The following is a 26,676-nucleotide window of genomic DNA, read 5'->3' on the forward strand; positions in this document are numbered from 1 at the left end:
CCCGACAGCCCGCGCGGTCAGCGGATGACGACGAGCCGGTCGGTGCCCGACTCCGCGCCCCAGGCCTCGCCGGCACGGCCGAGCATCTGGCGCACGTTCGCCGGCGAGCGGTCGGACGGAAAGCTCGTGAAGGTCTCGGTCCGCGGATCGAAGCGCACGATGGCGTTCGACGACCATTCGGTGAGCCACACGCGGTCGCGGTCGTCCACCCACACCGAGTAGGCTTTCGGATGGGCGCCGGGAAGGGTCCACTCCCTCCACGCTTTCGTCGCCGGGTCGTACATGCCGACCTGCCCGGTGTGCCAGTAGCTCACCCACAGGCGGCCTCGCGAATCCGACCAGATCCGGCGCGCGCCCTGGCGCGGAGTCGGCGGATCGATGATCGTCGCGACGCCGGTCTCGACGTCGATGCGCGCGATGTGATTGCCCGCGAGCGACGCGTACCAGACCTCGCCCGTCGGCGTCGTCGCGATGCCGTAAGGCCCGTAGCCGCGCGGTGCGCGCCACACCTTCACCTCGCCTTTCGCCGGATCGAGGCTGCCGTACCAACCCGACTGGCCGGTGAACCAGAGCAGGCCGCGCCGATCGAACGTCGCGGTGTTGAGGTTCGCTCCCGTCGCGTCGGCCGGGAGCTTCCACGCCTTCACCGCACGCGTCGCGGCATCGACGCGCACGATGGCGTTCATGCCGCCGTCGGTGATCCACGCCGCGCCGTCGGGGCCGACGATCACGCCGTGCGGCGCCGAGCTGCTTCCGAGTCTCACCTCCTCGACGCGACCGCTCGCCGGATCGACGATACCGAGCGTGCCGTTGCGCTGGCCGGTGTAGTAGACCGGCCCGTCGGGCCCGGGCGATGGCGCGACGTCGTGCGGTCCGGAGCCCCGCGCCACGTCGTAGTAGCGCGTCTCGGCGGAGGCGATGCCTGCGCCAAGCGCCAGCGCCACGACGACGACCATCGTCAGGCCATGCATGAGTTCCTCCGCCGCGCCGGCACGCTCGCGCCGGGCACGGTGACGAGCATACGCGCGAACCTCGGCGGACGGCTGACGATGCTGTCGCAACGATGTCGGCCGTGACCGAGGTGCGCCGGCCGCGCGTCGTTTGAACCCGGTTCAGGTAACGGTGATCCGCATCGCCCAGCGCTTCGCCACCCATACGGTGGCGAACAGCCCGACGACCGCCACGGCGAAGGTCGTCGCGAGGCTCGCCAGCAGGCGACCCCAGCCCGGACGCACCGGCAGGCCGTCGACCGGCACGGCGTTCACGCCTTCGCCGTTGTAGGTCATGAGCGGCGCGTCGGGCGAATACCAGACGTTGACCGTGCGCCCGGCTTCGAACGGTACGGTGGGCGCCTCCCCCAGCACGCGAGCGCCGTCGACGACCTTGCCGGGCAGATGGAACGGCGAAGGCTCGCTCGACCCCGCGATGCTGCCCGCGACGTAGGGCGACCCGTCGTTGTCGCGCCACTCGTCCATCACGAACGCGACCTGACGATACGTGTTCCCGTACCAGAGGTGGATCGCGGAGACGAACGCCCCCTGCGCCGCGAAGAACATCGCGGCCACCATCAGCATGAACGGGATCACCTGAGGCGAGAAGCGCAGCATCGCATTCCTCCTTGGCCCGGCGGGAACCCACCTCGATTCCGGCCGGCGCCGACCGGACCGCGGCGCAGGTCCAATGTACTCCGGCTCCGGCGCGAACGCCCGGGCGCACGAGGAGAGCGAACGTTGCATCGGCGCCGCAACGTGGCCCGACCCGCGCGGCCCCGGGGGCCCATCGCCACCCCGGATCGACGCCACTATGCTAATGTCATAACATCCCCCGCCCCCGGAACCCCGATGAAAGCTCGCACGCTCGTCTCCGACCGCCGATACTTCGGCCTCGACGCCGTCGCGCTCCGTTCGGCCGCGGCGCGCGTTGCCTCGCGCATCGCCGGCCTCGCGCCGGAGCGCGCCCGCGTACGCGGCGCGTTCCTGCGCCAGGACTTCGGCGTCGACACGGTCGACGGCCGGGCGCTCCTCGACGACCTGTGCGCAGAGGGCCTCCTGCAGAAACCGGCCGACCCCGGGAGCGACTTCCTCGTGACCTCGAAGCTCGTCGAGTACGCGAACGCCCGCATCGTCGAACCCCTGCCGCGCGCGAAGGCGAAACTCCTGGTCGTGCGTGCGTGCGAACTGGCGGAGCGGGTGAACCGGGAATGGGCGCGCAATCCGCTCGAAATCGCCGCGGTCGCGCTCCACGGGGCCTACCTCAGCCGGGACTCGCGGCTCGACGAACTGTCGATCGCGCTCGTCGTGCGCGCCCGGCCCTCGACGCGGCGATCGCGCTTCCACCAGCTCTCGAAGGCCGACGGCGCTCAGGCGTTGCGCGAGGGCTTCGGCGACCTGTCGTCGTTCGTCCGCGTCCGGCTCGTCACCGCGCTCGATGCGGTCGCGCGGCCGTTCTCGGTGGCCTGGCAGGCCGACGACGATTGACGCGATGAGCCGCAAGGCGCGAGCGCGAGCGGGCGGCCCTTCGATCGCGCTCTGCGCGGCGCTCGCGTTCGCGCCGATGACGCGCGCCGCGCCTCCGGTCGTCGGCGGCTGCCCGGTGTTTCCGGCCGACAACGTCTGGAATGTCCGGGTCGACGCCCTGCCCGTGCATCCGCAGTCGAACGCCTGGGTCGCCACGGTCGGCGCGACCAGGCCGCTGCATCCGGACTTCGGCACCGTCTGGAACGGCGCGCCGAACGGCATTCCCTGGATCGTCGCGCCCGCCGGCTCGCCCGCGGTGGCCGTCCGCTTCGAGTACGACGACGAGAGCGACGCGGGCCCGTGGCCGATTCCGCCCGACGCGCCGGTCGAAGGCGGGAGCCAGTCGCAAGGCGACCGCCATGTGATCATCGTCGATCCGGCGACCTGCCGCCTGCACGAGCTGTTCGCGGCCTACCCGAACGCGGACGGGAGCTGGCGCGCCGGCTCGGGTGCGATCTTCGACCTCCGCAGCCACGCGCTGCGGCCGGCGGGCTGGACCTCCGCCGACGCTGCCGGCCTGCCGATCCTGCCCGGGCTCGTGCGCTACGACGAGGCATTCGCCGGCGAGATCGCGCACGCGCTGCGCTTCACCGCGCCGCAAACGCGCGGCGAATACGTCTGGCCCGCGCGGCACGAGGCGTCGAGTCTCTCGGGCAGCGACTACCCGCCGATGGGCGCCCGCTTCCGGCTCAAGGCGGACGTCGACGTCTCCGCCTTCCCGGCGAGCGTGCGGCCGATCCTAGTCGCGCTCGAGCGCTACGGGATGATGCTCGCCGACAACGGGTCGTCGTGGTTCCTGTCCGGCGCGCCCGATCCGCGCTGGAGCGACGATGACCTGCACGCGCTCTCCCGTCTCACCGGCGCCTCGTTCGAAGCAGTCGACGTCTCCTCGCTCGTCGTCGATCCGGATTCGGGCGCCACCCGCGCGCCTCTTCCCCCGGACGGTGACGCGGCGATCGAGTTCCACCGTGCGTCGACCGGCGACTACTTCATGACCTCGAACCCCGCCGAGATCGCGCTTCTCGACGCGGGCGCGCTGCCCGGGTGGCGGCGCACCGGCGAATCGATCCGGGTCGCGGCGCCGGGGACGCGTGCATTTCCCGCCGCGACGCCGGTCTGCCGGTTCTGGGGCTTGCCGCAGGCCGGCCTCGACACCCACTTCTACTCGGCTTCGCCCGACGAGTGCCAGGCGGTGCTCGACCGCTTCGGGGCGGCCTGGCTCCTCGAGTCGCGCGAGGTATTCGCGGTCGCGCTGCCCGATGCGGTCACCGGTGCCTGTCCGCCGGGGAGCGAGCCGGTCCATCGCCTCTTCAACGGCAGGCGCGCGGTCAACCATCGCTACGTCACCTCCTCCGCGCAGAAGCAGGCGATGCTCTCCGAGGGCTGGGTCGCCGAAGGCTACGGTCCCGCGCAGGTCGCGATGTGCACGCCACCGGCATCGACGAAAGCGAGCTCCGTGCCCTGACCCGACCGCGCGTCTTGTAGAGTGACGCTTTGCAGGGGGCGGACGTTCATGGCGTTGCTCGTCGCAGGACTCGTGCTTCTCCTCGGGATCCGCCGCGTGAGGGCGATCCCCTCGCGCCGCGCGGCACGGCGTGCGGTTCGGCGCGCGCGTCGTCGCGTTCGACCTCTGACGCATGGGTGAGCTGCCCGCGGCCGCGGACACGGCACCGCCACCCGGTCGCGGCGCGGCGACCCGCCTGCGTCGCTACGTCTCCCCCGCGGTCGAGATCGCGCGCCATCCCTGGCCGTTCGTGCGCGAAGTGTTCCGCGAGTTCGCCCACAACCACGGGCTGCTCCTCGCCGGCGCGGTCGCCTACTACATGCTGCTGTCGATCGTCCCGCTCCTGATCCTGCTGGTCATCGCGCTGTCGCACGTGCTCGACCCGTCGATGCTGATCTCGACGCTCGTGCGCTACCTCGAACTCGTGGTGCCGGGCCAGTCGGAGGCGGTGGTCGCCGACATCGCGTCGTTCCTGCGCCATCGCTTCGAGATCTCGTGGGCCGTGGTCTTCGTGCTGCTCTTCTTCAGCTCGCTCGCGTTCGGCATCCTCGAGAAGGCGTTCTCGGTGATCTTCCATCACCGCCGCCGCGAGCGCGAGCGCGCCTGGGTCACCTCGATGCTCATTCCGTACGCGTTCATCGTCATCGTCGGCGTCGGGCTCGTGGCGATCACGATCGTCTCGGGCGCGCTGCAGGCGCTCTCCGCCACCGGGTTCCGCGCGTTCGGCGAGCCGCACGACCTCGACCGGATGACGGTGTGGGTCGTCTACCTGGTGGGCGTCGCCGGCGAGATCCTGCTGCTGACCGCGATCTACCTCGTGATGCCCGCGGGCCAGCTTCGGCTGAGGCACGCGCTCCTGGGCGGGATCGTCGCCGGGCTGCTGTGGGAGATCACGCGCCACATCCTCGTCTGGTATTTCGCCACGATCTCGCAGATCGGCGTCGTCTACGGCTCGTTCGCGACGACGATCGCGGTGCTGCTCAGCTTCGAGATCGCGGCGACCGTGCTGCTCCTGGGCGCCCAGGTGATCGCGGTCTACGAGCGCCGGCTGCGGCGCCATGAGGGCGCGGCACCCGGACTGCGACTCTGAACCGACGCATTCAGCGCCGGCAGGCCTCGGGCAGGTGGCGCGGGAGAATGTCGATCGGCACGCAGACCCATTGCACGCGCTCGGCGGCGTCGAGCGTCGGCGCGAGCACGATCGACTTTCCGGCCGCGCCGGGAACCGCCGCCCCGAGGGCGACGCGCACCCGGCCGCTCACCGCGTCCACCGCCACGTCGCCGACGTAGCGTCCATCGCTCGCTGCGAGCTCCCGGCCGACGTTCCTGGCGTGCGCCATGGTCCCGGAGCGATCGCGCGCGGCCTCGACCGCTTCCTGGACCCCGCGCAGCGATGCAAGCGCGCGCGTGACCGCCTCCCGCGCGGCATGCGCGACGTATTCGGAACGGATCGGCGGTCCGAGCGCGGCGGTCGTGAGCACGATCGCTCCGCCACCCAGCAGGATGGCTGCCGTGAGCGAGGTCGGACGGACTTTCGAGAGCGACTCGACCGCCTGCGTCGGGCTCCGGGCGGCGATCTCGGCGGCGGCGACGACGCGCCGGGTCTTCCCCCACAACAGCGCGTCGGCCGCGAGCGCGGAGAGCCCCGAGGGCAGCAGCCACACGAAGCTCGCGAGCGCGATCCACCAGGCGGCTCCGGCACCTTCGAGCGCGCCGCCGAACGCCGCGAACGCGAAGGCCCCGGCGACCGGCAGCAGCGCGAACGCGACGCCCTCCGTCCACAGCCGGCGGTAGAACGCCCACACCGGCGGGGCCGCGAAGGCGGGCCAGTTCCAACCCGCCTGCGCGCGTCCCGCGCGCTCGAAGTCGAGGAAGCGCGGCACGTAGCGGTCGGCCCGCGGCCCGATCGCCACGCGGAACATGACCGCGAGCGCCGGGCGCACGACGGCCGGCCCCCCCGACGTCACGCCGGGAATGCGCACCGTATCCCTGCCGATCGTCGAGCCTGCCGCGGTGGCCGGCGCGAGCGCCAGGGCCGTCTCGTGCGCGAAGTCCGGGGGAACCGACGCGGTCATCGGCCGATTGTTGTCCTCCTCGGCGCGGAAGGCAACCGTTCCGACCCGGCGATGCGCCCCGTCAGGCGCCGCGCGATTCGAACTCGACCGCCTCGGCAGGGTCCTCGGCGTACGCGTGGCCGAACGAGATGCGGCCGCGGCCGCGCAGCGTGAACTCCTCGCGCCGCAGTTCGATCTCGTTCTCGCCGTGCACCGTGCAGAACGTGCCGTTGGTGCTGTGGTCGATCAGGACGAACTTGTCGCGCCGCCGCTCGATGCGCGCGTGCTGCCGCGAGGCCATCTTGTCGCCGACCACGATGTCGCTCTGCGCGTCGCGGCCGAACGTGAACAGGTTGACGTCCGGCCCGAGCTCGACTTCGTTGCCGCCGTACTTCAGTTTCAGCGCGGCGGCGCGGAAGCTCGCGCGCGGCGCCATCGCCGTGAGCTCCTCGCGCGACTCCTGCCAGATCAGCTCGAACACGGCGACGTCGGACTGCTTGCCGCGCACGGTGTGCGTGTCCTGCGGACGGGTGCGGGAGCGCAGCGACGGGGACAGGATCGCGAGGGTGTCGGCGGAGAGGAGCGTCTGGCCCGACTTCGCGAGCGAGGTGAGCCGGGCCGCCAGGTTGACCGAGTCGCCGAACACGTCCTTCGCCTCCTCGATGACCGGCCCGAAGTGGAATCCGGCGTGGATCGCGAGCGGCGCGCCCCGGCTCGTCTTCTGCGCCGAGACCTGGGTCTGCATCGCGATCGACGCGTAGGCGGCGTTCGCGGCGTTGGGGAAGATCGCCATCGCCTCGTCGCCGATGGTCTTGACGACGCGCCCGCCGTGTTCCTCGCAGATCTGCCGGATGACGTCGAGCGCGCGCGTGATCGTCGCGAGCGCCTCGCTGTCACCGAGTGTCTCGTACAACCGGGTGCTGCCGGCGATGTCGGCGAACAGAATCGCGGCTTGTTTCGGTGCGGGGGCGGGGTCCGTCGGCATCGCGTGAGCGCTCGCGTCGAGCGCAAGGGTACAGGGGATGAGCCGGAGGCATCAAGGCCGGAGGTCAGCCTCGGGCGACCGGCGGAGCGCGTCAACGCGATCATTCGCCCCGCCGCGCCGCCACGCGGGACTATGCCGAACCGCCTCGGCGCAGTATCCTCGCCGGGGCGCCGGGTCGTGGCCGGCCGCCTCCACGAGGACGAGCACGACGATGGAACGACTGGGACGCTACCAGATCCGCGAGATCATCGGCGAAGGCGCGATGGCGCGGGTCTACAAGGGCTACGACCCGGAGATCGACCGGGAGATCGCCATCAAGCTCCTGAAGAGCCAGCTGGCCGACGACGACCAGTACCGGCTCCGGTTCCTGCGCGAGGCGAAGGGCGCGGGCACGCTGTCGCACCCGAACATCGTCACGATCTTCGACGTCGGCGTCGACGGCAAGCACCCGTACATCGCGATGGAGCTGGTCGACGGCATGACGTTGACCGACCTCATCCGCAGCGAGCAGCGGATGTCGACTCGCGACGTCGTCGAGATCGGCATCCAGCTCACCCGCGCGCTCGACTACGCGCACAAGAAGGGTATCGTCCACCGCGACATCAAGCCGGGCAACATCATGCTGGTGTCGTCGGGCAACCAGGTGAAGGTCACCGATTTCGGAATCTGCCGGATCGACGGCTCCGACAAGGAGCTCACCCAGCACACGCAACTGGGCGACGTGCTCGGCACGCCGAACTACATGTCGCCCGAGCAGGTGCTGGGGCAGAAGGTCGACTCCCGCTCCGACCTCTTCAGCGTCGGCGTCGTCCTCTACAAGCTCGTCACCGGCCAGTTGCCGTTCGAGGGCGACTCGATCATCAGCGTGGCGATGAAGATCACGCAGACCGATCCGCCGACGGTCGACAAGCTGCGGCCGGACGCCCCGCTGTCGCTGCGCCGGGTCATCGAACGCGCGCTGAAGAAGCAGCCGGAGAAGCGCTTCCAGACCGGCGAGGAGTTCGCGCAGGCGCTGATCGGCGTCGCGCGCGAGCTCAAGGACGAGGAGGAGAAGAAGGACCAGGGCAAGGGCATCTCCCTGTCGGTGCGGTGGGCGGCGATCATGGCGGCCATCGTCGCCGTGACGATGACGGTCACCGCCGGCATCCTCTACCAGCGGCAATACGCGGCGATGCTCGACCAGGTGAAGGGCTACGGGGCGTCGCTCGCCAAGTTCATGGCGACGCAGAGCGCGGTGCCGCTCCTGGCCGAGGACTACGCGGCGATCGACGTCTTCGTGCAGGACACGCTCGGCCGGCAGGACTTCCCCTACCTGATCGTGATGGACGATACGGGCGTCGTGCGAGGCAGCAACGATCCGAAGCAGGTCGGCCAGAAATACGTGGCGCCGCCGGCCGCCACCCCGGTCGGTTCGCCCGATGCCGAGGTGACCGTGCGCACCCACGAACTCGACAGCGGCAAGGTGCTCGACTTCGACGTGCCGGTGCTGTTCCAGAAGAAGCGCATCGGCGCGGTGCACCTCGGCATCTACGAGGCGCCGCTCGCCCGGGTCGCGAATCTCGTGTTCGTGCTGCTCGCCATCCTGACCCTGGTGACGGTGGCCGCGGTGGCCGCCGGAACCTTCCTGCTCGCGCGACGCATCGCCGCGCCGATCCGGGTGCTCAAGAGCTCGCTCGACGAGATCGCGCACGGCCGCTACGACGTACGCATCGGCGAAACGAGGAAGGACGAGTTCGGCGAGTTGTACGCGGCGTTCGACAAGACCGCCGCCGCCCTGGAGGCCCGACATGACCCCGCGACCGCCGCTCACGCAGCCGCGCCCGCCGGCCCCGATGCCGCCCCCGCCGTCCCGGGCTGACCTGCGGCGAGCGCTCGCGCTCGCGCTCGCCGCGCTCGTGGCCGCCTGCGCCGAGGCGCCGCAGAAGCCGGCGGAACGGCCGACCGTCTACTCGTTCGCGCCGGCCGAGACCGGGCCGCTGCTCGCGCGCGACGCTGCGTTCGTCGTCGTCGTGCCGCGCGCGGGAGAGGACCTGGGCGCGCTCGCCGAGCGCTGGATGGGCGACCGTTCGCGCCGCTTCGAGATCGCGGAGTTCAACCGCGTCGACGAGGCGCGGCCCGGGCGCCCGCTCGCGATTCCCTTGGCGGTACTCAATCCCGGCGGCGTCGAGCCCTCCGCCGTGCAGGCGGTCCCGATCCTCTGCTACCACCGTTTCGGCGCCAAGCCGAACTCGACGACGGTGACGCCGCAGGCGTTCGACGCGCAGATGCGCCACCTCGCGCAGAACGGCTACACGGTGATCCCGATGTCGAGACTCATCGCGTTCCTCGACGGTAAGACAGCGTTGCCGAAGAAATCGGTGGTGGTGACGATCGACGACGGCTACCGTTCGACCTACGACATCGCCTGGCCGATCCTGAAGAAATACGGCTTCCCGGCCACGGTGTACCTGTACACCGACTTCGTGGGCGCGCCCGACGCGCTCACCTGGGCGCAGATGAAGGAGATGACGGCGGGCGGCGCCGTCGACATCCAGCCGCACAGCAAGACGCACTCGAACCTGACGCTCCGGCACGCCAACGAGAGCGAGGCGCGCTACCGCGACCGCATCCGCAGCGAGGTCGACACGCCGATCGACGTGATCTGGTCCCGCCTGGGCGAGCGCACGGTGTCCTTCGCGTTTCCCTACGGCGACGTGAACGACACGGTGGTCGAATTGCTGAGGGCGAAAGACGTCAAGGCGGGCGTCACCGTGACCCCCGGCGGCAACGCGTTCTTCGCCCCGCCGCCGATGCTCCGGCGCAGCATGATCTACGGCGGCGACGACCTCGATGCATTCCGTTCCAAGCTCGTGACCGCGCTGCCGGTTCCCCGCCCGTGACGGTGGCGTACGCTCGACGCCGCGCCGCGCTCCTCGCGGCGGGATTCGTGGCCGCGTGCGCGCAGCAGCCCGCGCCGCCGGAGTCCCGCCCCGCCGAACCCGCGCCGCCGCCGCGAATCGTTCGGCCCGACGGCCCACGCGAGGAGGCCGTCGCGCGCCACCGCGACCTGGCGCGCCAGGCGCGCGCGGCCGGCGACCTCGCCACCGCCGTCGATCACCTGCACGTGGTCGTGCTGCTCGCTCCCGACGACGAAGCCGCCAGGCGCGAGGTCGAGTCGTTGCGCGAGCAGATCCGCAAGGGCGTGCGCGAAGGGCTCGAGACCGGACGCAACGCGATGCGGACGGGCGACGCGGCGCGCGCGTCGGCCGCCTTCATGCATGTTCTCGCGCTCGACCCGAGGAACGCGGAAGCCGCGCGCGCGCTGCGCGAACTCGATCGGCAGAACATGGCCCGGTTGCAGTCGGGACGTGCGGCGCGCGCGAACGCCCACGAACAGGTCGTGGAGGCGCGCGCTGCGAAGCCGGCCGCGCCCGTCGCGACTCCCGCGAACGACAGCGTCGAACTCGACCAGCGCCTCGAGATGTTCCGGGCCGGCGACACCGCCGGCGCACTGCGCGAGATCAAGGCATGGGTCGACGCGCACCCCCGCGACCGCGCGTCGCGCCAGCGAGCCGGCGCCGTGGTGGCCGAGCGCGCGAAAGATCTCGACGGCAAGGGCCAGCGCGAAGCCGCGCTCGGCCTCTACGAACAGGCGCTCGTGCTGCGCGGAGAGCCGCAGGCGGAGTGGTCGGCCAGGATCGCCGCGCTCCGCCGGCAACTGTCGGCCGAGTACTACGCCAGGGGCACGAGGCTCATGCGGAGCGACCTCGCCGGCGCCGTGCGCGCGTTCGAGCAGGCGGTCCGCTACGATCCGCAGAACGCCAACGCCCAGCGCAGCCTGCGCGAGGCGACCGCGGCCCGGGACAAGCTGTCGAGGATTCCGGCGAAGTAGCGGTGCGCTCCGAGCTGGTCCGATGCAACCGCATCGGACGGCGTTTCACGTCCGGGAGGTGGACGGGTCCGGTACGCACCAACCCGGCCAGCGGATGGCCTACTTCGCCGGGGCCGTATTGCCGAACTTCTCCGCCAGGCGCTTCTTGAGGTCGAGCGCGCGCTCACGCTCGAGGCGCGCCTTGCGGTTGTTGGGGTCGAGTTCGAGTACGCGTTCCCACTTGGCGATCGCGAGGTCGAGATTCTGGCGCTGGAACGCGACCGACGCCTCGCGGTCGAGCGACCGGACGAGCGCCGCCTTCGACGCGTCGCGCTTCCTCGCCGCATCGTGGCTCGTCGGAAACCGTTGCGCGGCGTCCGAGTACGCCGCGTACGCGGCCTCGAGGTTGCCGGCCTTCTCGAGATCCGCGCCTCGTTTCATCGCGTCCGCGAGTTCGGGCTTCGGGGCCTCGGACTCCGGGGCTTTCGGAGCGGGCGCGGGCACCGGGGTCTCGGCCACCGGCGGCGTCACGGCAGCGGGCTGCCGGCCGGGGATCTTGACCACCTGGCCGACCGCGACGCGCGACGGGTTCGGAATGTCGTTGTACTTCGCGAGGATCCAGAACCGGAATCGATCTCCCATGTACTGCTGTGCGAGGCGCGACAGCGAATCGCCCGACTGGATCGTGTGGCGGAAGAACACCGAGCCCAGTTCCTTCTGCGCGTCGGCGTTGATCTGCGCCATCAGATTCTTCGCGAGTTCGTTCGCCGGGTCGAGTTTCTGCGCCTGCTCGAGCGTCAGGCGCGCGGTCGCCTCGTCGCCCACCTGCAACTGGTCGACCGCCTGCAACGCGAGCCGCTGCGCCGCGGGACGCGCCTCCGCCGCCGGAATCTCGGGGGCGACCGGCGCGGCCGGCACGACCGGCGCAGGCTCGGGTGCTACCACCTTGGGCGGTGGAGCAACCGGCGCTTTCGGGGGTTCGCCGGATTTCGGAGCACCTGCCTCCTGCGTCGCGCATGCGGCGACCGCGAGGGCAGCGGCGACCGCGAAGGTCAGGCGAACGGATCGAGGGATCGATGCGGTCATGGGAAGACTCTGGGCGAAGCGCGCGCCGCCACGGGTGTCGGCCGGCGAACCCGCACTATTGCACGCCCGACGCCCGGATGCCAGCCCGGACACCGCAAAGACGTGCGCAAGGCGACACGGGCGTCGCGGTCGCGCCACGCGAACGCGCGACGCGGACCCCGGCCACCGCTAGACTACGGAAGCCTGCCCCTTCCGAACGGATCCCATCATGCGCGCCTTCCCGACGATTTCCGCCCTGCTCCTCGCCGCCGCGTGTCTTGCCCTGCCGGCCGCCGCCCAGTCGCCGTCGATCGGGGCCGGCGACACGATCGGCAAGGTCCTTGCGGCGCACACCGGCAAGCGCGTCACGCTGAAGCTCGGCCCCGGTGACGAACTCACCGGCACGGTCAAGCTCGTGACCCCCGACATCGTGCACCTGTCGGAGATCGCCGGGCGTGAATTCTTCGACGCCGTCGTCGACGCCAGGCGCGTCATCGCCGTGATCGTCCGCGTCAAGTAGCCGCGGCGCGTCCGATGCCACCGGGGAGCGCGCCGCCGTGAGCGGGTGCAGGTTCCGTCCAGCCGCCGCCGCGTGAAGTCGAATCGAACCGCGCCGTCAGTTGCCGTGTTCCCGCTCCACCTTCGCCGGGCAGGGCGGCACGCGGCCCCAGTAGCCCTCGCAATGTTCGAGGCGCAGCGACTCCTGGCAGAACACGCGTGTGAACATGTTGCCCTGGCACTGTTCGATCTTGTCCGCGAGCACCTGCCAGCGATCCGGGGCCGCGCGCGGCGGCGGTGCCCGGGCAACGACGACCGGTGCGGGGAGTGGAGGCGGCTCCGGCTCCGGCACTACGACCGGCGGTGGCTCCACCGGGGTCATGGCCGGGGGCTTCGCGACCGGTCGCGGCACGGCGATGCTCGAAGGCATCGACCGCGGATCCAGCGGTTCGCGCGCGACCGGCGGCTGCGGCCGCGCGGGTTCCGGCACGATGGCCGCAAGCGGTGCCTGGGCCAGTGGTGCCTCGCTCGCCTCGATCGCCTCGGCGGTTTCGACGTCCGTGAGCCGCGTCGCGGAGGCTCCCGCCTCGTCGTGCGAATGGATGAACCACACGATGCCCGCCGCCACGACGCAGGCCGCACCGATCGCCCAGCTCAAGCGAGGGCCGTGGCGCCGGGAACCGGCTGCGGGAACCGCGAACGGCGCGTCGGGCGTGGCGGAATGCAGCACGGGAAGCTTGCGCGGCATCCGGGACGACGGCATGCCCTCCGATACCGTGGTGTCGCGCGCCCGCTTCAGCGCCGCGCGGCAAGCCGCGCACAGTCGACCGCCGGCCAGCGCGGGCTGGCCGCAGATCGAACATCTCGTCAGGCGAAAACCGCGGCGTGGCATGGGCAAAGGCGCGCACCGGCCTGCGACGGACCGAGCGCCTCCCTACTATGACAACGTCATTGGTTGGCGCGCAACACCACCCGTCGGACGGGGGCGGCCGACCGACGGTTCCGTCCGAAATCGATCCGACTCGATAGCATTCGGCGATGCGAAGCACTGCAATTCTCGTGCTCGGCTGGCTTCTCGCCCTCGTCGCGGGCTGCGACCGCGCGCGGACCTTCGCCGACAACGTCGCGCGAGAGCGCTTCGAGGAGCGCTGCGGGTCATTGCCTCCCGGCGGCGTGGACGTCGTGCGGACCCGCCACGCTTTCGACGTCGACCGGTCGCGCACTCAGGGCGACCTCGAACTCCTGGGCGAATCGACGTCGCCGCGCCACCGCACCGTCGGCCTCACGCGGGCGAGCTTCGGCTACCGTTCGAAGATCGAACTCGACGGCCTCGAGGACGCCCGCGGCGGCCGCGCCTGCGCGCGTCCCCGCGTGCGCATCGAGGTGGAACTCTCGGGGATGACCGTCTACGTGGCGCGCGAATACGCCCACGACGCGTGCGCGGAGCCGCTGATCCTCGCGCACGAGCGCGCCCATGTCGCGGTGTTCGACGGCTACGCCGATGAGGCGGTCCGGACCCTCGCCGCGGAACTCGACGCGCGCTTCGGCGGCAAGACCCGCCACGGCGCGACGATGCCGGCCGTGCAGGCCGCGTTCCAGACGGAGTTGCGCGAATGGCTCGACGCCTTCATGGCGCGCGCCCGCGACGAACTCGCCGCGCGCAATGCCGCGGTGGACACTCCGGGCGAATACGCCCTGCTCGCGCAACGCTGCGGTCCGAATGCATGACGGCGACACCGGGGTCGACACCGACTTGTTGCATTTCCCTGCCGGGCGGACGGGCGTTCCGGACGCCCGGAGTGGACAGGGGGGTCGAGTTCGGGGTTGAATGCCCCGATGAACCCACGGAGGTCTCCCATGCGCCGCCCTTCTTCGACCCTGCCCGGACTCGTGACCTTCGCGCTCGCGGCGGCGATCGCGGCCGGCGCCACCGTCGCGCAGGCCATGCCGACCTGCTACACGGTCTACGATCGCAACGGCGAGATCGTCTTTCGCGCGTTCACCCCGCCGTTCGACGGCGCCTCGGATTTCACGTCGCCTGGCCGGGAGCAGATGCGCGCACGCGGCGAGAACCTGGTGTTCTTCCCCGCGGACTTCTGCGTGCCGGTCGCGAGCGTGGGCGGCATCGGCGGTCGCAACTACACAACCGCGGAGATCGTCGCCGCGTTCCCGGGCTACGCGGTTCGCCCGGACGGTTCGACCATCGGGTCGCGTTACGGCGCGATGCCGACCGGCGCCACGCCAGCCGCCGGGCCGTCCGGCAGCGCCCGGTAGCCCCCCCGCAGCGGTCCGGCCGGCCGCGCCGCCATCGAGCGGCGTGCCGCAGCGAGCGCGGCGCCCGGCCAGCCATCGTAGACTGCGGCTTTTCCTCCGCAGGAGTCCGTCGTCCATGACCCGAGACAGGATCGCCATCGTCACCGGTGCCGGCACCGGCATAGGACGCGCCGTCGCGCTCGCGCTCGCACGCCACGGCTGGCGCGTCGTGCTGACCGGTCGCCGCCGCGAGCCGCTCGAGACGGTGGCGGCCGAAGCGCCTGCCGCGAGCACCCGCGTCGTGCCCTCCGATGTCGCCGACCCCGCGTCGGTGAAGGCGCTGTTCGACGACGCGGTGCGCGCGTTCGGCCGCGTCGATTTCCTGTTCAACAACGCGGGCGTCGGCGCACCGGCGATCCCGCTCGAGGACCTCACCGTCGAACAATGGCGGAACGTCGTCGACATCAACCTCACCGGCTCGTTCCTGTGCATGCAGCAGGCGTTCCGGGTGATGAAGGCGCAGGATCCGCGCGGCGGACGCATCGTCAACAACGGTTCCATCTCGGCGCATGCGCCGAGGCCGGACACCGCGCCGTACACCGCGACGAAGCACGCGATCACCGGTCTCACGAAGTCGGGGTCGCTCGACGGCCGCAAGTACGACATCGCGGTGGGACAGATCGACATCGGCAACGCGTCGACCGAGATGGCCGCGCGCATGGCCGCCGGCATTCCGCAGGCCAACGGCCAGGTCGCGAAGGAGCCGCTGATGGACGTGGCGCACGTCGGCGAAGCGGTGCTGCACATGGCCGAACTGCCGCTCGCGTCGAACGTCCAGTTCATGACGCTGATGGCCACGAAGATGCCCTACGTCGGCCGCGGATAGTCCCCTCAGCCTCCGTAGCCGTTCCACCTCGTCGGGCAGTCCTCGGTCTGGCCCCACCACCCGGGGCAGTATCGGATGCGGACCTTCTGGCGGCAGATCGCGCCGTCGAGGAAATCGGAAGTCGAGCAGGTCGCGATCTCGTCGTGCATCGCGTCCCAGCGTGAACGCGGCGCCGTTTCGTGGGACAGGACCGCGACGACTGCCGGTTCGGCGACTTCGGCGGCACGCGGCGGTGCTTCCGTCGCCGCGACCGCGGGACGCGGCACTTCGCGCGGAGGTGAGTTGCGGGACGTCCGCGGCTTCGGACGCGCGTGCGGTTTGGCGGCGACCCGGGCGGCCGAAAGCGTGCCCTGCGTCGATGCGCTCCGGGCTTGCGGTCCTGCCGCCGTGGCATTGGGAAGCGGCGACTCCGGTGCTGCTGCAGCCATCGTCGGTGCGGGCGGTTGGGCCGTTGTGCGCGTCGTGTCGCTCGCGCCCCGCGCCGCCTGGTCCTGCGGGAACCGCAGGTCGCCGACGCGTTCAACGGCCAGGAAGGCCGCGACCGCCAGGACGCCCAGCGCGCTCCACGCCACCAGACGCTCGCCCCGCTCTTCGGACGATGTCTCCGTGCGGCGGGGCGCCGCCGTGAGCGGCGTCGGATCTCGCGTGAGGCGTTGCGCCGGCGTCGGGCGAGATGCGGCAGGGTCGCGGGCTACGGCATCGTCGGGCCAGGCGGACACGCGCTGAATCGCCCCGCAGTTCGGGCAGAACCGAGTGCCGGACGGTTGGCCGACGCCGCAAAGGCGGCACGTGCTGCGCGGCGCCGCATGCGGCAACACCGCCCCGACTTCCGTCAGGGACTGACGCCCCGCGTCACTCCCGAATCCTTTCTGCTGCATGCCCGCCCCCGACGAAAGGGGAAAGCAACTTCTGCACCGCGCCGCGCGCTGGTCGACGGGCGGCGCACGGCGCGGAGGGACGTCAGCCTGCGGCGGCCAGCGCGTACGTCGGATCGAGGGCGCGCGGCCAGGGGAGAGTCGGCGTGCACGACGATGCTCCTCCCGAAACTCCTGAACGCGCCTCGTCGCCGGATTGGTCGACGATCGACGGGATCGCCTCGCGGTTGCGACCGATCTCGAGCGCCTCGCCCACGATCGCGGCGGAGGTCTTCGCGCCCTTCACGTTGTTGTCTACGACCGCGCAGGGCATCGCGTCGCGCTCGGCGCGCGGCTTCGGGAACCGGGCCCCTCCGTGCGAAACCACGGCGAGCGACGCCGCGACGAAGCGGCATCGCGCGACGAAGGGAGATTGCCCGATGGCCCGGCGCGGCGCCTCCCAAAGTGGGCGCGCCCGCCCGGCCCCGGCGGGCGCCCTCCCATCCGGCGACCGGGGCGCCTCGAGCGCCAGCCGATAGAATGCCGGGAGCGGCCTGACGACGCGTCGGCCGCGCCGACCGATGAACGCAGCGCCCTCTCTCCCACCGTCCGCCGACCGCGGAACCGCCCCGCGCCCTTCCGCCGAAGCCGCCGATCTCCTGCGTCAGGCGCACGCGATGTACGCGTCCGAGGTCGCGGCCCTCGCGCGCACGTCGGTCGAGACGATGGGCGACCTGTTCGAATTGTCCGACTACGTCTCGCGCACCGAGGCGCAGGAGTTCCAGGACAAGCGCGGCGAATGGCTGAAGCGGTTCGACGTGGTGCTGAACGAACTGTTCGAGCGGCGGCTCTCCGGCGTCCACCGCAAGGGCCGCCGGCCGGACTTCGACGCGTCGCTCGCCTCGCTGCGCGTGCTCACCTCGTTCGACCACGACAAGCAGGCGGCCCTCACCAGCGCGACCGGATTCCTGCTTCGATTCACCAGGCGCGAACTCGACGCGCTCGACCTCCGCGTCGCCGAACTCCTGGGCGAGCGCCCGACGCGCGAACTCGACAATCCGTTCTCCCCGACGTACCTGCTCGACGCGCTCGGCGCGACCTCGCGGGCGATCTATCCGTTGCCGAAGCTCTGGCGGCCGCTGATGGAACGCCTGGTCGCCGACATCACGCCGTCGGCGAACAAGGTCTACATCCGCGTCAACCGCTTCCTCGCGGATCGCAACGTGCTGCCCGACATCAAGGCAGCGCTCCGCGCGAAGAGCGACCTGTGGCCCGAAGACGATCGGGACCTCCTGCCCGCCTTCAGCCGGCTGATGAGCGAGGCGGGCCCGCTGCCGACCGACATCGTGATCCCGCCGTCGTTCTCCGATCCGAACGCGCCGATCACGCTCAACTTCGCCGACAAGCTGCCGTCGCAGCGCATCGCCGGTGTCGGAACCGGCGCCCCGCCGCTGCCCGAGGGCACCGTGCCGATCCCCGCCGAGGCGGCGGCCGGCCTCGCCGCCGCGCCGCAGGTGATCGCCGGCCTCGCCGCGCTCTCGAAGGTCGCCGCGCAGGTCCCCCAGACCGGCGGCGCGGCGGCGGTGCCCGGCGACATGCCGAGCATCGATCCGCTGATGGCGCTCGGCGCGAACTCGCCGCTGTTCAACCTGCTCGCGCAGTGGCAGCGACTCGACCTTCCGGCCGCGATCGCCGAGGCCGCGCCGAAGTCCGCCGACGGCGGGGCGGTCGAGGTTCCGCGCAACCTCGTGCCCTACATCCGCCTCGCCATCGCCGACAAGCTCGAGCACGAGACCGACCGCATCACGATGGACGTGATCGCGCTCCTGTTCGACTACGTCTTCCGCGATCCGTCGATCCCCGAGACTCTGCGCGCGCTCTTCGGCCGGCTGCAGGTTCCGGTCGTCAAGGTCGGCCTGCTCGACCGCGCGTTCTTCTCTGACCGCGAGCACCCGGCGCGCCGGTTCCTCGACCACCTCGCTTCCGCCGCGATCGGGGCGAACGGCGACCCCCGCTACTTCGAGGCGTTCCGCCGCACGGCGACGGCGGTCATCGACGACATCTGCTACAGCTTCGAGATCGACGTCGCGGTCTTCGCCCAGGCCGATCGCAAGCTCGCGCTGTTCATCGAGTCGGAGCAGCGCAGCACCACGGCCGCGGCCGAGCCCGACGTCGCGACGGCGCTCGAGAGCGAGGCGAAGGAGGAGGACCGGTCGTTCGCGCGCACGCAGATCCGCGACAAGCTCGGCGGCGTCGAGGTGCCGGTCGAGGTGCGCTCGTTCACCGAATCCGTGTGGGCGGACTACCTCGCGCAGCTGCGCAAGCAGGAAGGCCCGGGCGGAGCGGGCGTCGCGAACGGGCTGAAGACGGTCGACGACCTCCTGTGGAGCATCACCGCCAAGGAACGCACCGCGCAGAAGGCGCGGCTCACGAAGATGGTGCCCGGCCTCGTGGTCAGCCTGCGCAACGGCTGCAAGGCGCTCGGCCTCGAGCCCGAGCGCACGAAGCCGTTCTTCGACGAACTCTACCGGCTGCACATCGAGGCCATCAAGCCGGGCGCGGCGAAGCCGGCCGCCGATGCGGAGATCATGTCCCGGGCGGCGGCGACCGCGAACGGACTCCCCGCGGGAGCGAACGTCCACGACTTCGTGAACGATCTCGTGCTCGGCACCTGGCTCGCGTTCGACACGCCCGAAGGCCGCGTCAACGCCCGGTTGCACTGGATCAGTCCGATGCGGACGCGCTACGTGTTCACGAGCCGGCTCCGCGCGCGGGCGTTCGTCCATTCGCCGGAGGAACTCGCCTGGGAATTGCGCAACGGGCGGGCGGCGCTGGTGATGGAGCCGGTGCCGCTCGTCGACCGCGCGGTGTCCGCCGCGCTCGACCGCATCGGGACGCAGCGGTCGCAGCAAGCGGCCTGACGCGATCGGGAGTCAGGAGTCAGTTGGCAGAGGACAGCGGCGCCGGAGTCTCCGGAGGCGCGGTGACCGCGACGCGGTTGCGCCCGTCCGCCTTGGCGCGGTAGAGCGCCGCGTCGGCGCGCGCGACGAACGACGAGGCGCTGTCGTCGGCGAGCGCGCCGGCGATACCGATGCTCACGGTCACCGGCGGCGCGCCGTCGTCGGCGTGACGCTCGATCGCGACCCGGATGCGCTCGCAGATCGCCGCCGCGGCCTCGACCCCCGCGTCGGCGAAGACGACGGCGAACTCGTCGCCGCCGAAGCGCGCGGCGAGGTCGGTGCGGCGCGACGCCTGCGTCAGCACGCGCGCGATCCGCTGGAGCACCCGGTCGCCGGCGAGATGCGACGCGCGGTCGTTCACGTCCTTGAAGCGGTCGCAGTCGATCAACGCGAGTGCGCAGTGCGTCCCGCCGCGGACGAGCAGTTTCTCGAGCGCGCGGTCGAACGCACGCCGGTTGCCGATGCCCGTGAGGGCGTCGCGCTCCGCGGCGTCCGACCACGCCAGCGACTCGGCGCGCGCGCGTTCGACCTCCCTACGCGACCGTTCCGAATCGATGCGCAGCGAGGTCATCCGTGCACGCTGCTCGCCGATGTCGGCGGCGATCTCGCGCTCGAGCGCATGGTGGCGCTTGTAGTGCGACAGCGCTTCCGCCAGCCTCCCGGCGCGCTCGAGCGTCTGCGAGATCTGCAGATGTACGCGGCAGAGCAGCGGCTTGGCCGCCTGGGCGTCGCCGATCGCGTAGGCCTGCTCGAGCGAGGCGACCGCCTGCTCGATCGCGCCCAGTTCCCTGTCGCATTGGGCGACGAGGAGCAACGCGTACGCCTCGGCGAGCCGGTCGCCGCACTTCCGCGTCTTGTCGAGCGCGCGGTTGGACCACAGGCGGCCCTCGACCCAGTCGCCGCGTTCGACGATCACCGCGCCCAGGCTCGACTCCGCCGCCGCGATCGCCGGCAGGTCGCCTTCCTCGGTCGCGACGTCGAGCGCGGTGCGGATCATCGCCTCGGCATTCGCGAGCGCGTCGACCCGAATCTCGTGCCCGGCCGCGCGGCAGGACGCGAAGATCGCGTTGCCGAGCGCGTTGGCGCATTCGCAGATCGCGCGCGGGGCGCCCGACTCGAGCGCGAACCCGAACGCGCGCTCGAGCGTCGCGACGCCGGCGACATGGCCGCCGATTTCCGAGAGCGATACCCCCAGCATGCGGTGCACCGCCGCGAGGAGTTCGCGATCGCCCATCCGGAACGCGCGTTCGACTTCACCCTCGATGACCGAGATGGCGGTCTCGGTGTCGCCGATGCGCCAGAATCCGGCGGAGAGCGCGAGCGCGGCCTCGACGCCGAGGCGCGCGTCGCCCAGGGCTTCCGCGCGCGCCTGCACGTCGAGCGCGCGCCGGATCGACGAGGCGAACTGCGCATCGTGGTAGTCCGCCTGCGCGAGCGCGAGCGCGGCCCAGCCCGCGACGGTGGCGTCGTCGCAGGCGAGCGCGAGGTCGTGCGCGGTGAGTGCGATGTCGCGCGCCTCGTCGACGCGGCGGGCAGCGAGCGCCTCGAACGCCTTGCCGAGCGGAGTGCCGGAGAACTCGGGCGGCGCGCGTGCCATCACCGCGCTCACGCAACCTCCGTGCCCGAGGACCGCGGCCAGGTCACCGCGTCGTCGGCCCCGCGGCCCCGCCACGCACGTAGTCGAGCAGGCGCGCGCGCGCCTCCTCGACATCGGCCGGCAAGCGGTTGTCGCGCCCTTCGGGGGGCGGCATCGACCACTCGTCCGGCCGCAGGCCGAGCCGGGACGCGATGTCCCGGAGCAATTCGCCCTGGGCCCGGACATAGGTTTCGTAGCGCACCACGAGCACCGGCCGGCCGAGCTCCGACAGGAGCGCGGACCAGCGCTCGTTCTGCTGGCGGAGCATCCGCGCCAGCCGGTGCGTGATGCTCGACGGCTCGAGCGAGACCTGCGATTCGGTCGGTCCGCGCGTGTCGTCGAACGACCACAGGCCGGTGGCGAGCGAAACCTGCCACGACACGGCCTGTGCCGCGAGGTCGTCGCGCAGCAGGAACACCAGCAGGTCCGCGCGGGCGAGCCAGCGCTCACGCGACGCCGGATGCTGTTCGCACTGGCGCCATTGGAGCTTCGCGGCGAACACGCCGTTCCCGGTCGTGCGATGTTCCTCCACCGCGTCGAGGTAGCCGGCATCGCCGGGGGCCCCGTCGCGCCACCGCGTCCGCAACGCCGTGCGCGTCTGGGCGCGCAGGTATTCGGTGGGGATCCCCAGGCCCGCGTTGACCATCTGGCGGCACAGCAGATAGGAACCCGACCTCGGCGTGCTGCAGATCACGACGCGGCGCACCGGTCGCTGCGGACGCGGCCGGTCCCATTCGGGCCGGTCGAGTTCGTCGTGGTGCATGCGCCGGTAGTCCACGGGTCCGGGTGTCGTTGTGGAAGCGCCGCGCAGTCTACACCGGCGAGGTCCATGCGAACCGGGCAGGCGAAACCGAAGTGCGACAATCGGATGCGCACGCCGACCGACGATGACCGCATTCGCCTCTTTCGTGGCGCTGACCGCGCCGCTGTTCGCACTGATCGCGCTGGGCTTCGTGCTCGCGCGGCGCGGCCGCTGGCGGGAGAGCGCGACCGAAGCGCTGACGCGATTCTGCTTCGCGGTCGCGATCCCTGCCCTGCTCTTCCGTCTGATGAGCGATTTCCCGTCGCTGCCGCGCGCCGACCCGCGCGTGCTTCTCGCGTACTTCGGCGCCTGCTTCGTCGTGTTCTTCATCGGGCGGCTCGTGTCGCGCCACGGATTCCGGCACGACGGCGTCGAACAGTCGGTGTTCGGCCTGGCCGGAACCTTCTCCAATTCGGTGCTGCTCGGCATCCCGCTCATGCAGGTGACGCTCGGCACGGCCGCGATGCCCACGGTGTCCCTCGTGGTCGTGTTCAACGCGCTCGTGCTCTGGACGCTCGTGAGCGTGTCGGTCGAGATCGCGCGCGCGAATGCGATGTCGGCGGGGACCTTTTTCGCGACCGCGAAATCGGTCGTCGCCAACCCGGTCGTCGCGAGCATCCTCGCGGGCACCGCGTTCGGCTTCACCGGGGCCTCGCTTCCGGCCTGGCTCGACCGCACGCTCGCGCTCCTCGCGCAGGCGGCGGTGCCGATGTCGCTGGTCGCGCTGGGCATGGGCCTCGGCGGCCACGCGATCGGAGCGCTCTGGCGGCCCAGCGCCGCGATGACCGCGATGAAGCTCGTGGCGATGCCGTCGGTCGCCTGGGGTCTCGCGAGGCTCGTGGGCCTTCCGGGCGTCGAGACCACGGTCGTCGTCGCGATGGCAGCGTTGCCGATCGGCGCGAACGTCTATCTGATGGCACGCCAGTTCGGCGCGCTCGAGGCCCCGGTCGCAGCGGGCCTCGTGCTGTCGACGTCGCTGGCGGCCGTCGGCACGCCGGTCGTGCTCGCCCTCCTGGGCGCGGCGCCGCCCTGAGGCTGACGTGATAACGTCACGCCCCATGAAGCCCGTTTTCCTCGCTGTCGCGGCGCTCCTCCTGGGGTCCGCCGTTCCGCCGGTCGCGGCGGCAACGCTGTCCGCCGAATGCGGTCCCGCGCCGAAGGGCGCGATGTGCCTCGACGGCGCGTGGTTCGCGTTCTCGACGCTGAAGGTGGAAGTCCTGCAGGGACCGGTCACGTCGCGCTACGAGGTGACGCTCGGCGCCGGCCGCGACATCCTCGCGCGTATCGAGCAGTCGACGCCGCAGTACAGCGGTCGCGCCGACGTCCTCCTGGTCGACGGCACGACGGTCGTCTACCGGAACGAACGCTCGCTCCCGGGCGAGGGCCAGGAACTCCTGAGCGATCCGCTGCTCGCCGCCCAGGAAGTCGCCTCGTTCCTGCAACTGGCGTTGCCGAAGGGACCGAAGACGCTGCGCAAGGCGACACCGATTCGCGCGAGCGGCGCGCGCATCGTCGCGATGCGCACGCCGGCGATGTCGTCCTACTACGGTCCCCCCTGGACCGTCGGGGGCACGGCGACGCCGGGCAAGGGCGGGGACGTCGACTTCGACTTCACCGTGTCGTTCCGGCTCGCGAAGCCCGACGGGAAGGTCACCGCGAACGAATACCGGCACCGTTACCGCGGACGGATCGGGTTCCCCGCGACGCGCCCGCGCGTCCCCGACACGATGGACCTCACCGGCTGGACGCTCAACCTGCCGCCCGGGTCGATGCAGGGCTCGACGCTGGGCGACCTGCGCCGCTCGCTCGGCCTCCCGGCCAGCCGGTAGCCGCCCCGCGTCGATGACGCGCGCACCGCTTTCGTCGGACACGGTGCGCGAGTTGCGCGCCGCGCTGTCGCGGTTCGGGCCACCGCACGACGCCGCGCGGCGATCCGCATGGGCGCGCGGCGCGCGCGCACCGTTCGCCGATGCGCACGCGCTGGTCGCCTGGCACGACCTCATGCTGTTCGTGCTCGCGCATCCGGCGAATCTCGCCGAACACGCCCGCGCGCAGCGCGAGCTCGAACGCGTGGCCCGCGCGGCGCGCACGATCGGCCGCTCCGGAAGCCGCGCCGACCGGCGTGCGCTGCGCGAGTCCGGCATCGCGTGGACGCGAGTGGAGGCGCGCTTCGGCCTCGCGTTCGCCCGCTGGCTCGTCGCGCGCCATCCGGGCCGCGCGGTGCTCGATGCGGTCGACGACGAACCGATGGCGCTCGGAGAGGCGATCGCGGCCGCGCTGCCGCCCGCGCAGGCCGACATCGCCTCGGGCGGTCATCTCGACGGCAACGAGATCGCCACCGCGTTCGCGCCGGGAGGAGATCGACTCGCGTGGCTCGTGCGCGTCTTCGATGCCCTCGACGCGCCCGCCGCCCACCGCGACCAGCTGTTCGAGGCGATCGGCGCCTCGACGAGGCTCGACCTCGCCGATTCACCGCTCTCGCGGACCTTCCTGCGCGGCCCCTCGCGCCGACCGTTCTGCGTGACGCGCCTCGTACGCGACCCCGACGTGGCGGCAACGCTCGAAACCCCGCTCGCGACGCCGCGCGGAGCGTCCCTGCGCGAGCGGGAGGCCGCGCTCGACGCGAGCCGCGGCGCGATCGCGGTCCTCGGCCGCGAAACCGATGCGATGGCGACGACGAGCGCACGGGACAGCGAACTCCACGCGCTCGGTCGCGGACTCGTCATCGCGCTGCACGCCCCGTCGCCCGATCGCGCGGGCGCCTACGATGCGCACGTGGGCTTCGGGCTCTACCGCAACGGCGTGCCGGTCGCCTACGGCGGCGGATGGCCGTTCGCCGGCGGCTGCAGGATCGGGGTCAACGTGTTCCCGGCGTTCCGCGGCGGCGAGTCCGCGTGGCTGTTCGCGCAGGTGCTGCGCGCCTATCGGCAGCGCTTTCACGTCGTGCGCTTCGTCGTCGAACCGTACCAGTACGGCGCCGGCAACCGCGAAGGGCTGGAATCGGGCGCGTTCTGGTTCTACTGGCGCCTGGGCTTCCGTCCGGTCGTGCCGCGCGTCCGCGCGCTCGCGGAGGCGGAGGCCGCCAAACTCGCCGCGGACCGCGACTACCGCGCGCCGATCGCGATGCTTCGCCGCTTCACGACGAGCGACATCGCCCTCGACCTCGCGCCGGGCGCCGCGCCGCCCGACGCGGCGGAACTCGCCGAGGCGGCCTCCGACTGGCTCGCACGGCGCGGACGCGGCGACTTCGCTCATGCGGAGCGCTTCGCGCTCGCGGCGGCCGAACGCCTCCTCGGACGTCGCGCGCCGGCGTCCGGCCCGGAACGCGACGCCTGGCGCGCCTTCGCGCCGCTCCTCGCGCAACTGCCTTCGCTCGCGCGCTGGTCGGCCCGCGAGCGCGCCCACCTCGCCGCCCTCCTCGATCTCAAGGCGCGCGACACGTTCGCGTTCCAGCGCAATCTCGCCGCGTCGCCGCGCCTGTGCCAGGCGCTCTCCACGCTCGCGACACGACGACGCGCGGAGCTTTGCTAGAATCCCGGCGTCCGTCGTTCGCCGTTCGCACCGATGCCGCAGCGTTCCCGCAGCAGGAAACCACGCTCTGCCCGTCCCTGGCGCGTCCTCGAGTCCCCGATCCACGGCCGGGGCGTGTTCGCCGCGCGCACGATCCGCAAGGGCGAGACGATCATCGAGTACCGGGGCCGGCGCACCAGCTACGAAGAGGCCTGCGAGGGTCCCGACTCCGACCCGCACAACCCCTACCACACGTTCCTGTTCTCGCTCGACGACGGCCGCGTGATCGACGCCTCGGTGCGCGGCAACGCCGCGCGCTGGATCAACCACTCCTGCGCGCCGAACTGCGAGACCTACGAAGACGACGAAGGGCGCGTGTTCATCGAGGCGCGACGCACGATCCGCGCCGGCGAGGAACTCGCGTACGACTACCAGTTGCAGCACGACGGGCCGGTCGGGCCGCGCGTGCGCAAGCGCTACGCCTGCCGCTGCGGCGCCTCGCGCTGTCGCGGCACGATGCTCGCGCGCAAGTAGCACCTCCACGCCCGCGCCTCCCGCGACGGCCCGCTCCGCGCGGCCTCCGGCGCGTCCTCCGACGCACGCGGATCATGACGACGACGGTGATAGTCGTGGCTTATTGTCGCCATAATGATAAACAATTTGTATTCTCGTAGTGTTGATCATAAACTCTGCTTCGTCCTGTTTCCCATCGCACGAAGGAGAGCCGCATGAAGACCGTCGGACAGAAGCTCGAAGCGTTTTCCGTCATGGGCGTCAAGCCCGGATTCAACCAGCACGAGGAGGGCGGCGTCTCGGCGTTCGAGACGATCACCGAGGCCTCGTTCCCGGGCAAGTGGAAGATCGTCTACTTCTACCCGAAGGACTTCACCTTCGTCTGCCCGACCGAGATCGTCGGCTTCGCGAAGCTCGCGAACGACTTCGCCGACCGCGACGCGGTGGTGCTCGGCGGTTCGACCGACAACGAGTTCGCGAAGCTCGGCTGGCGCCGCGACCACGCGGACCTGAAGAGCCTGAACCACTGGCAGTTCGCCGACGTCCCGGGCTCGCTCGTCGACCAGCTCGGCGTGCGCGACGCGAAGGAAGGCGTAGCGCTTCGCGCGACGTTCGTCATCGACCCGGACAACGTGATCCAGCACGTGTCGGTCAACAACCTGAACGTCGGACGCAACCCGGACGAGATCCTGCGGATCCTCGACGGCCTGCAGACCGACGAGCTCTGCCCCTGCAACCGCAAGGTCGGCGGCTCGACGATCTGACGCGGCGCCGGCCTCCGGCGCCTGCC

Annotated in this window: 25 protein-coding genes and 1 pseudogene; 16 read left to right on the forward strand and 10 right to left on the reverse strand. The window is 71.5% G+C overall.

Going from position 1 to position 26,676, the window contains the following annotated elements:
- Positions 1-17: 17 nt before the first annotated feature.
- The gene (locus HS109_05515; protein MBE7521828.1) at positions 18-971 is read right to left on the reverse strand and encodes a lyase; all 954 of its coding nucleotides are present in this window, start codon (positions 969-971) and stop codon (positions 18-20) included.
- A gap of 141 nt (positions 972-1,112) precedes the next feature.
- On the reverse strand, positions 1,113-1,607 hold the full coding sequence (locus HS109_05520) for a hypothetical protein (GenBank protein ID MBE7521829.1): 495 nt from the start codon (positions 1,605-1,607) through the stop codon (positions 1,113-1,115).
- Positions 1,608-1,841: 234 nt separating this feature from the next.
- On the opposite strand from HS109_05520, the gene HS109_05525 reads away from it, so the two are divergent.
- From HS109_05525 to HS109_05535, 3 genes and pseudogenes are all read left to right on the forward strand, one after another.
- On the forward strand, positions 1,842-2,477 hold the full coding sequence (locus HS109_05525; GenBank protein ID MBE7521830.1) for a hypothetical protein: 636 nt from the start codon (positions 1,842-1,844) through the stop codon (positions 2,475-2,477).
- A gap of 76 nt (positions 2,478-2,553) precedes the next feature.
- A pseudogene (locus HS109_05530) lies at positions 2,554-3,441 on the forward strand (hypothetical protein).
- A 712-nt stretch (positions 3,442-4,153) separates the two neighbouring features.
- Positions 4,154-5,110 (forward strand): YihY/virulence factor BrkB family protein, encoded by a 957-nt coding sequence (locus HS109_05535; protein ID MBE7521831.1) that lies wholly within the window; start codon positions 4,154-4,156, stop codon positions 5,108-5,110.
- 10 nt (positions 5,111-5,120) lie between these two features.
- Here HS109_05535 and HS109_05540 read toward each other — a convergent pair whose 3' ends face one another.
- Positions 5,121-6,095, reverse strand: a complete 975-nt coding sequence (locus HS109_05540; protein ID MBE7521832.1) for a DUF2628 domain-containing protein — start codon at positions 6,093-6,095, stop codon at positions 5,121-5,123.
- Between the two features lie 61 nt (positions 6,096-6,156).
- Positions 6,157-7,020 carry an FHA domain-containing protein gene (locus HS109_05545; GenBank protein ID MBE7521833.1) on the reverse strand — a complete coding sequence of 288 codons (864 nt, stop codon included), beginning with the start codon at positions 7,018-7,020 and terminating at the stop codon, positions 6,157-6,159.
- A gap of 250 nt (positions 7,021-7,270) precedes the next feature.
- On the opposite strand from HS109_05545, the gene HS109_05550 reads away from it, so the two are divergent.
- Genes HS109_05550 through HS109_05560 form a run of 3 tightly spaced genes read left to right on the forward strand, consistent with a single transcriptional unit; the run spans position 7,271 to position 10,930 of the window.
- The gene (locus HS109_05550) at positions 7,271-8,917 is read left to right on the forward strand and encodes a protein kinase (protein MBE7521834.1); all 1,647 of its coding nucleotides are present in this window, start codon (positions 7,271-7,273) and stop codon (positions 8,915-8,917) included.
- Positions 8,892-9,938, forward strand: a complete 1,047-nt coding sequence (locus HS109_05555) for a polysaccharide deacetylase family protein (protein MBE7521835.1) — start codon at positions 8,892-8,894, stop codon at positions 9,936-9,938. Before HS109_05550 ends, HS109_05555 begins: the two co-directional genes overlap by 26 nt.
- Before the next feature lie 2 nt (positions 9,939-9,940).
- On the forward strand, positions 9,941-10,930 hold the full coding sequence (locus HS109_05560) for a hypothetical protein (GenBank protein ID MBE7521836.1): 990 nt from the start codon (positions 9,941-9,943) through the stop codon (positions 10,928-10,930).
- Between the two features lie 99 nt (positions 10,931-11,029).
- On the opposite strand, the gene HS109_05565 is transcribed toward HS109_05560, so the two are convergent.
- A complete protein-coding gene (locus HS109_05565; protein ID MBE7521837.1) occupies positions 11,030-11,854 on the reverse strand; it encodes a LysM peptidoglycan-binding domain-containing protein in 825 nt (274 codons plus the stop codon).
- 349 nt (positions 11,855-12,203) lie between these two features.
- Between HS109_05565 and HS109_05570 the strand changes: the two genes are divergently transcribed.
- Positions 12,204-12,494 carry a hypothetical protein gene (locus tag HS109_05570; GenBank protein ID MBE7521838.1) on the forward strand — a complete coding sequence of 97 codons (291 nt, stop codon included), beginning with the start codon at positions 12,204-12,206 and terminating at the stop codon, positions 12,492-12,494.
- Between the two features lie 96 nt (positions 12,495-12,590).
- Here the strand turns inward: HS109_05570 and HS109_05575 are convergent, their stop codons facing one another.
- Positions 12,591-13,130: a hypothetical protein gene (locus tag HS109_05575; GenBank protein MBE7521839.1), complete on the reverse strand. Its 540-nt coding sequence runs from the start codon at positions 13,128-13,130 to the stop codon at positions 12,591-12,593.
- Between the two features lie 380 nt (positions 13,131-13,510).
- On the opposite strand from HS109_05575, the gene HS109_05580 reads away from it, so the two are divergent.
- The 3 genes from HS109_05580 to HS109_05590 all read left to right on the forward strand — a co-directional run bounded on the left by HS109_05580 (position 13,511) and on the right by HS109_05590 (position 15,611).
- Positions 13,511-14,200, forward strand: coding sequence for a hypothetical protein (locus HS109_05580; protein MBE7521840.1), 690 nt, complete (start codon positions 13,511-13,513; stop codon positions 14,198-14,200).
- A gap of 129 nt (positions 14,201-14,329) precedes the next feature.
- The gene (locus HS109_05585) at positions 14,330-14,746 is read left to right on the forward strand and encodes a hypothetical protein (GenBank protein ID MBE7521841.1); all 417 of its coding nucleotides are present in this window, start codon (positions 14,330-14,332) and stop codon (positions 14,744-14,746) included.
- A 115-nt stretch (positions 14,747-14,861) separates the two neighbouring features.
- Positions 14,862-15,611, forward strand: coding sequence for an SDR family oxidoreductase (locus tag HS109_05590; protein ID MBE7521842.1), 750 nt, complete (start codon positions 14,862-14,864; stop codon positions 15,609-15,611).
- Positions 15,612-15,616: 5 nt separating this feature from the next.
- Here HS109_05590 and HS109_05595 read toward each other — a convergent pair whose 3' ends face one another.
- Entirely contained in the window at positions 15,617-16,330 is a 714-nt protein-coding gene (locus tag HS109_05595) for a hypothetical protein (protein ID MBE7521843.1), read from the reverse strand.
- Positions 16,331-16,571: 241 nt separating this feature from the next.
- Entirely contained in the window at positions 16,572-16,853 is a 282-nt protein-coding gene (locus tag HS109_05600) for a hypothetical protein (protein ID MBE7521844.1), read from the reverse strand.
- Between the two features lie 193 nt (positions 16,854-17,046).
- Between HS109_05600 and HS109_05605 the strand changes: the two genes are divergently transcribed.
- Entirely contained in the window at positions 17,047-19,386 is a 2,340-nt protein-coding gene (locus HS109_05605) for a DUF1631 family protein (GenBank protein MBE7521845.1), read from the forward strand.
- Positions 19,387-19,405: 19 nt separating this feature from the next.
- Here the strand turns inward: HS109_05605 and HS109_05610 are convergent, their stop codons facing one another.
- Positions 19,406-21,034: a GGDEF domain-containing protein gene (locus HS109_05610; protein MBE7521846.1), complete on the reverse strand. Its 1,629-nt coding sequence runs from the start codon at positions 21,032-21,034 to the stop codon at positions 19,406-19,408.
- A gap of 31 nt (positions 21,035-21,065) precedes the next feature.
- Positions 21,066-21,839 carry a hypothetical protein gene (locus HS109_05615; protein ID MBE7521847.1) on the reverse strand — a complete coding sequence of 258 codons (774 nt, stop codon included), beginning with the start codon at positions 21,837-21,839 and terminating at the stop codon, positions 21,066-21,068.
- A 109-nt stretch (positions 21,840-21,948) separates the two neighbouring features.
- Here HS109_05615 and HS109_05620 point away from each other — a divergent pair, with 109 nt between their 5' ends.
- From HS109_05620 to HS109_05640, 5 genes are all read left to right on the forward strand, one after another.
- Positions 21,949-22,896 (forward strand): AEC family transporter, encoded by a 948-nt coding sequence (locus HS109_05620; GenBank protein ID MBE7521848.1) that lies wholly within the window; start codon positions 21,949-21,951, stop codon positions 22,894-22,896.
- Positions 22,897-22,921: 25 nt separating this feature from the next.
- Positions 22,922-23,692 (forward strand): hypothetical protein, encoded by a 771-nt coding sequence (locus HS109_05625; GenBank protein ID MBE7521849.1) that lies wholly within the window; start codon positions 22,922-22,924, stop codon positions 23,690-23,692.
- A 13-nt stretch (positions 23,693-23,705) separates the two neighbouring features.
- A complete protein-coding gene (locus HS109_05630; GenBank protein MBE7521850.1) occupies positions 23,706-25,394 on the forward strand; it encodes a hypothetical protein in 1,689 nt (562 codons plus the stop codon).
- 33 nt (positions 25,395-25,427) lie between these two features.
- Complete coding sequence (locus tag HS109_05635; GenBank protein MBE7521851.1) at positions 25,428-25,907, forward strand: SET domain-containing protein-lysine N-methyltransferase; 480 nt, start codon at positions 25,428-25,430, stop codon at positions 25,905-25,907.
- A gap of 194 nt (positions 25,908-26,101) precedes the next feature.
- Positions 26,102-26,650, forward strand: coding sequence for a peroxiredoxin (locus HS109_05640; protein MBE7521852.1), 549 nt, complete (start codon positions 26,102-26,104; stop codon positions 26,648-26,650).
- Positions 26,651-26,676 lie beyond the last annotated feature (26 nt).

Source organism: Burkholderiales bacterium, from assembly GCA_015075645.1.
Classification (GTDB): domain Bacteria; phylum Pseudomonadota; class Gammaproteobacteria; order Burkholderiales; family Casimicrobiaceae; genus VBCG01.